Annotated in this window: 7 protein-coding genes; 5 read left to right on the top strand and 2 right to left on the bottom strand. The window is 38.4% G+C overall.

Annotated features, from left to right (window positions below):
• The coding region (locus HP439_RS17090) for a PAS domain-containing sensor histidine kinase (protein WP_172391550.1) at positions 1–1,081 on the top strand (1,081 nt) is incomplete at its 5' end.
• A 154-nt stretch (positions 1,082–1,235) separates the two neighbouring features.
• On the opposite strand, the gene HP439_RS17085 is transcribed toward HP439_RS17090, so the two are convergent.
• The gene (locus HP439_RS17085) at positions 1,236–1,694 is read right to left on the bottom strand and encodes a DUF417 family protein (protein ID WP_172391549.1); all 459 of its coding nucleotides are present in this window, start codon (positions 1,692–1,694) and stop codon (positions 1,236–1,238) included.
• Positions 1,695–2,019: 325 nt separating this feature from the next.
• Here HP439_RS17085 and HP439_RS17080 point away from each other — a divergent pair, with 325 nt between their 5' ends.
• The 3 genes from HP439_RS17080 to HP439_RS17070 all read left to right on the top strand — a co-directional run bounded on the left by HP439_RS17080 (position 2,020) and on the right by HP439_RS17070 (position 4,649).
• Complete coding sequence (locus HP439_RS17080) at positions 2,020–3,324, top strand: spondin domain-containing protein (protein WP_172391548.1); 1,305 nt, start codon at positions 2,020–2,022, stop codon at positions 3,322–3,324.
• A 148-nt stretch (positions 3,325–3,472) separates the two neighbouring features.
• Positions 3,473–4,165 carry a peroxiredoxin-like family protein gene (locus HP439_RS17075; RefSeq protein ID WP_172391547.1) on the top strand — a complete coding sequence of 231 codons (693 nt, stop codon included), beginning with the start codon at positions 3,473–3,475 and terminating at the stop codon, positions 4,163–4,165.
• A gap of 10 nt (positions 4,166–4,175) precedes the next feature.
• Positions 4,176–4,649, top strand: a complete 474-nt coding sequence (locus HP439_RS17070) for a thioredoxin family protein (protein WP_216657887.1) — start codon at positions 4,176–4,178, stop codon at positions 4,647–4,649.
• A 78-nt stretch (positions 4,650–4,727) separates the two neighbouring features.
• On the opposite strand, the gene HP439_RS17065 is transcribed toward HP439_RS17070, so the two are convergent.
• Positions 4,728–5,588 (bottom strand): helix-turn-helix domain-containing protein, encoded by an 861-nt coding sequence (locus HP439_RS17065; RefSeq protein ID WP_172391546.1) that lies wholly within the window; start codon positions 5,586–5,588, stop codon positions 4,728–4,730.
• 82 nt (positions 5,589–5,670) lie between these two features.
• Between HP439_RS17065 and HP439_RS17060 the strand changes: the two genes are divergently transcribed.
• The coding region (locus tag HP439_RS17060; protein ID WP_172391545.1) for an NAD(P)H-dependent oxidoreductase at positions 5,671–6,103 on the top strand (433 nt) is incomplete at its 3' end.

The raw sequence follows: 6,103 nt of genomic DNA, 5'->3' as shown, positions 1-6,103 counted from the left end.
CAAACTCGACAAAATTCTAAAAGGAAAAAAACGGATAGAGACATTGATCGATAATATGCATGATCCCGTTATTGGAATTGATGAAACGAAAAAGGTACTCTTTGCCAACGAAGAGGCATTAAATATTTGTGGTTTACGGCCCGAGGAATTCATTGGAAAACAGATACAGGACGTCGCGGTGACAAATGACCTAGTGAGAAACATTATCAAGGACATTTTCCGCCCCAGTGGCACAGCCATGAACTCAGAGCAGTTAAAAATATATGCCGACGGAAAACAAAGCTATTTCGAGAAAGAAGTAGTTGATATCAATATTTTCCCAACCGGAGAAGAGGATAGCGAATTTATAGGGCAGGTTATTCTCTTAAGAAATATTACGCTTTTTAAAGAGTTGGACCTCGCCAAGACCAATTTTATGGGATCCGTTTCGCATGAGTTTAAAACGCCAATTTCGTCAATGCAAATGGGGATCCAATTGTTAGAAAATGAAAAAATAGGTAGTTTGAACGAAGAGCAGAAAGGTTTGATTAGGGGTATAAAAGACGATACAGACCGACTTTTGAAAATAACCGGCGAGTTACTCAATATCAGTCAAGTTGAAAGCGGCGCCATTCAAATCAATCTGAATATCTCGGAAATAAAGCCGATGATTGACTATGCTGTTAACGCAAACAAATCTGCTGCTGAGCATAACAACATCAAAATCGATATCGACCTACAGGACAATGACTTCGTCGCTGCCGATAGTGAAAAAACAGCTTGGGTTCTTACTAATTTAATCTCCAACGCGGTTCGTTATTCCCATGAGAACGCTACGGTGTTTGTGAAAACGCAAAAGCGAAATAATGTTGTGAAATTTTCCGTCACCGATACTGGACAGGGGATACAGCCACAATTTCTGAATAAAGTTTTTGAACGTTATTTTCGAATTCCCGGTGCAAAGAAAGAAGGAACTGGTTTAGGGTTGACCATAAGCAAAGAATTTATCGAAGCTCAGGGAGGGCGAATTTGGGTAGAGAGTGAGTATGGTGCTGGAAGTACTTTTTATTTCACCCTCAATACGGCCTCAAATAGAATATAACAGAAGCTGCGGTTTTCAAACATAAGTAACATTGCAAAAATTTCTCGTCGAGTAATCGGTAGGAGGCATGAGATAGTCGTAACGGCTAAAGTTGACCGACCTATTAAATCTCGCGGTGCTAACACGGGCGTTGACGATCGGTTTATATCGTTTCCTATATTGCTATGGATACTACCGGATTTTGATATCCCTTCCAAAGCGTAATCCCAAATCCTAAAAAGACTAAATCTTTCAGTATAAAGAAATCTGTAACAGGTACCCCGTCCACAATTTTCCATACTCCAGGTGTAGTAAATAAAAAACTAATTGTAAAACCGAAAGTCAATATCATTAGTAGCCCGGCCCATTTTAAGCTAGTTTTGATTTTCATTCCTACCAATAGCAAAATACCCGTGATAATCTCTATTGCTCCGATCATGTTTGATACGGTTCTGATTGACCATACCTTATAAGTCCACGCCATTAACGGGTGATTTTCAACTAGAGCGCTGATTCCTTTCGCTTCAGTTAATGTAAATTTAAAAACACCGATCCAAAGTAAGACGATCGCCGAACCTAAGATCATAATTAATAGCCCAACATTTGGGAGCTTTGTGCTGCTTGATTTTTCCATGTTTCTTCCATTTTTCTTCGGTAAAGGTATTTAAAAAGGGGCCTTCGTTAGTTGTCTCTATTTCCCTACTACATATCTAAATGCCCAATTTATCGATTAAATGGAATTTCTTTCTTTTCTAAATTTTAAATATAGTGGTCTATTTTAAACAGACTTGCTATAAATTTAATTCAAATAAGTTTAATGTACAGACCTGCAGTCATTTTGGATTGTGCAGATTAACAAGTAAAATCGGGAAATTCAGTCATACGATAGGGAAATTCGGACATCAGTGTGATTGAGGCATCAGATACCTTTGTTTTATAACATTTTAAACGAACAATTTATGAAACAGACACATTTAGGATGGTTGTCATTCTTAGGACTATCATTAGTATTAGCATCGTGTAGTAAGAACGATAATGAGGGAATGGACATTCCAACATCTTCAACTATCACAATTGAAAATGTATTGGATTCCAGGCCCTTGGTTGAATCAGGAACATTCAAAAATACGGGCAGTTCTCCGCTAATAATGCCTGGGGAATCAGTTTCAATTCAATTATACGCTGGCAAAGGGCAGGCTGTATCATTTGCAACAATGTACGGGTTGTCAAACGACTTGTTTTTTGCCCCTGCAAATCCAGGTATCAAATTATTTAAGGAGGATGGAACACCAGTTGAGGGTGATGTATCAAATCAAATTAAGCTGTGGGACAATGGAACAAGAATTAACCAAGTACCAGGCCCGAATGTGATGCATCCTGGGATCGCGGACTCGGGTGAAAAAAATATAACTGAGGTGAACGGCGTCGATGAACAAGGAAATACTTATGCTATGGCTTCTAGTTTGCTAAAAGCAAGCCTGCATTATGAAGGTGACTCGCAGTTTACTCTGACGATTGAAAACACATCAGGGAACACCACTAATCCGACACCATTTAGCCCTGGCGTATGGGCAGTATCATATATTGCTGGTTCAGATTTATTAAATCCAAATCCCATATATGAATCAGGAAAGCCTTCAGCGAATGGTTTAACCAGTGTTGCGGAAATGGGCGATATCTCAATGCTGTCAGATTATCTTAAAGCACAAACCGGAATATTTACACCACTATCTCCTGTATTAGTAGTGGTTTATAACGGTATTGAAAATCCAATTTACAAAGCGGATGAAAAAGACCGGGGCAAAGGACTAAAAAAATTGGCACAAATGGGCGATGCATCTGAACTCTCAGCATATCTCAAAACTCTGGATGGGGTTAAGAATGTGTATGTATTACCAGCTAGCAATTCGACTGTGTTATTACCGAAAATCGGTGAGCAGCCAGGTAGTAAAGTATCACAAGAACTAAAGGTTGAATCAGGAGATAGATTAGCTATTGCAACCATGTATGGTTTTTCGAATGACTGGTATTTTGCCTCAAAAGGTGATGGAGTGGATGCGCTTAAAAAAGGAGATATTTCGTCAACAATTGGTTTGTTTGACAACGGGACAGCTGCAAACGAATTCCCAGGAGCGAGTATTACGCAATTTAATTTAGCAGGGGTGCCGCTTTCGGAAGATAAAAATATAGAAGAAGTACCAAATCCGAATGGATTTACGACACTACCAGCTATATCAAACATGATCAAGGTAGCAATAGAATAGTTTGTAACTTGATTGTGTTTTCAATGTAAATTGTAGATTAAATCTAATTTGTTTAGCTAACGATGAAATTGTCTTCAATAGACAGAAAGATTGTCAAAAAGAGGGTGTGCCTCTGACGAAAATATTTACTCACGCTTCATTAAATAAAATGAAAAGTATAAAACAAAAGATAAATCGTATTATGAGCTTACTTGGTATGCTCATAATACTTAACCAGGTCAATGCCCAAAGTCAACAAAAAGATGGGAACATGCGCCAGATGGAAATGGATAAAATAGCTATGGGACAGCACGTGTATCCTCAAAAGGCCGAAGATATAAGTCCTCTTTTAGTAGGAGAGAATATCCCCATGGTGATGTTGATGAGTCAGCAGGGCGAGGTGGTCGACTTAAATAAGATGGTTGCTAAAAAACCTACCATCTTAATTTTTTATCGTGGAGGATGGTGCCCGTATTGTTCGAAACAATTATCTGGATTGCAAGAAATATTGGGAGACCTAAAAGGATTGGGATACCAGTTAATAGCAATAAGTACGGATACTCCCGAAGGTTTAAATACGTCAATAAAAAACGAAAAATTAGAGTACACTTTACTCTCAGATTCCGATCTCTCTGTTTCTAAAAAATTTGGACTCGCATTTAAAGCGCCTAAAGCCTATTGGGATCTGCTTCCGCAATCTACCGGTGGAAAGGATATCGATTTACTATTGCCTGTCCCGTCGGTGTTTATATTGAGTAGAACGGGCGAAATAATGTTTGAATACATTAATCCAGATATAACAAAAAGACTAAAACCGGAATTATTAAAGGTAGTGGCAGAAACGATAATTAAGGACTTGTAGGAGGAGAACGATGCTAAAAATCGAAAAGAAAGAAGTAGTAACTTATATTATGGTCATCTTCACATTGATGGCCCTAGCAAGCAGTTCATTTGCTCAAAATGGTTCAAAGATTGAAACGAAAAGTGATACGCTCGAAATTGACTTTACGGATGGCAATTGGGATGAAATCGCTACAAAAGCTAGGACAAGCAATAAATATATTTTTGTTGATGCCTATACAACTTGGTGTTCACCTTGTAAATTGTTAAAAGCCGACACATTTAAAGAAAAAGAAACTGCAAGGTATTTTAATGACAATTTTATCAACGCGACATTCGATATGGAGAGTAGCGAAGGTATTCCTTTAGCCGAAAAATGGAAAGTGACTGCATACCCAACATTGCTATTCTTCACACCACAAGGCAAATTAGTGCTGAAAAAGATCGGCTTTGTAGATGGAAAGCAATTGATAGAATTTGCTGACCAAGCTCTTAATAAAACGTAGTTTTAAAGGAATATCCAGATTTTCCCATCGCGACTACTTGCTAGTATATGTCATAGGCGCGGGCCTCGAGGTCTTGTTTTAAAGAGCGGCTTCGAGGTTCTTCTTTAAAAACTGTTTTCTGTAGTTTTTGGGACTTATACCTCTTTGCTGTTTAAAAAATTTATCTAGATGACTTTCGTCGGTAAAACCAAATTCCAATACAATTTCGTTTACCCGTTTATCACTGTGCTTCAAACGATGCTCTATTAATGATGTTCTATAATTAGTAATATACGACTGTTTTGTCTCACCGCAGTGTTTCTTAAAATAGCGGCCAAGATAGTTTGAAGAAATACCAAAATGATTACAGATTGTTGCTGTTCGTATCTTCTTAGGGTCGTAGATGTTGACCTGAATGTAGTTCAGAATGGAGACAATCTTGTCGTCTGAAGTGTCGCTTATCTGTTCAGGCAGGTACTTAGATATGTTTCTTGCAACGATTACAATTAAAGTGTTGACCAACTGCTGGATAATTTCCTGATCGTAGAGATCCTTATTTACAGATTCCCTCACCAAGGCCTCTATCACCGGTCGGACCAAACTTTTGTCTGTTTGGTTTTTCAAGATACATCCTGGCTTATGATTAGCATTTTGTAGTATAAACTCTAGACGTCGTATACTTTCGATCTGTAGTGCCTTCGACTTAACGTAGATATTGGAAAACCGAAGAAAAAAGAACTGAGTTCTGGTTTGGACCTCAAATCTATGGTTGTCATTAGGAGTAATTAGAAATAGATTTCCGGCATGATAGCCGAAAGAATGCTGGTTCACATAATGTTTTCCCGATCCTGAGAGAATGTAGACAAGTTCAAAGAAACTGTGGCTATGTTCCTGTATGGGACATACATCTAGTGTTTCAAATGAAACTGAATAGGGTTCGTACAATCTTGCTTTACTCATAGTGCAAATGTACTGAAATAAGGAAAATTTATACATGATATTTAGTACTTTCTATGTATAATTTTGCTTAAAAATATAGAATATGAAAATCTTAATAATTTTTGCCCACCCCGAACAAAAAAGTTTTAACGGCGCTATGTTTCATACAGCGATTGAAACTTTACGTAGGTCAGGACACCAAGTGAAGACCTCTGATTTGTATGAAATGAATTTCAATCCGGTATCCGACCGGCATAATTTTACAACCGTACTGGATCACTCGTTCCTAAAGTTGGGCCGTGAGGAGATTCATGCGACAAAGCACAATGGATTTACAACGGTAATTGCGGATGAACAAGACAAGTTGGAGTGGTGTGACCTGTTGATTTGGCAGTTTCCGCTGTGGTGGTTTTCGGTGCCTGCTATCTTAAAAGGGTGGGTTGATCGTGTATTCGCCAGTGGGAAGATATATGGTGGCGGCCGCGTACCGTTTGTGAGTGGTAAATTTACAGGAAAAAAAGTTCTGCTTTCGGTCA

It is taken from the genome of Sphingobacterium shayense (genome assembly GCF_013179575.1).
GTDB lineage: Bacteria > Bacteroidota > Bacteroidia > Sphingobacteriales > Sphingobacteriaceae > Sphingobacterium > Sphingobacterium shayense.
Note: the sequence above shows the minus strand (reverse complement) of the source record. Positions and strands in the feature narration are given on the sequence as shown.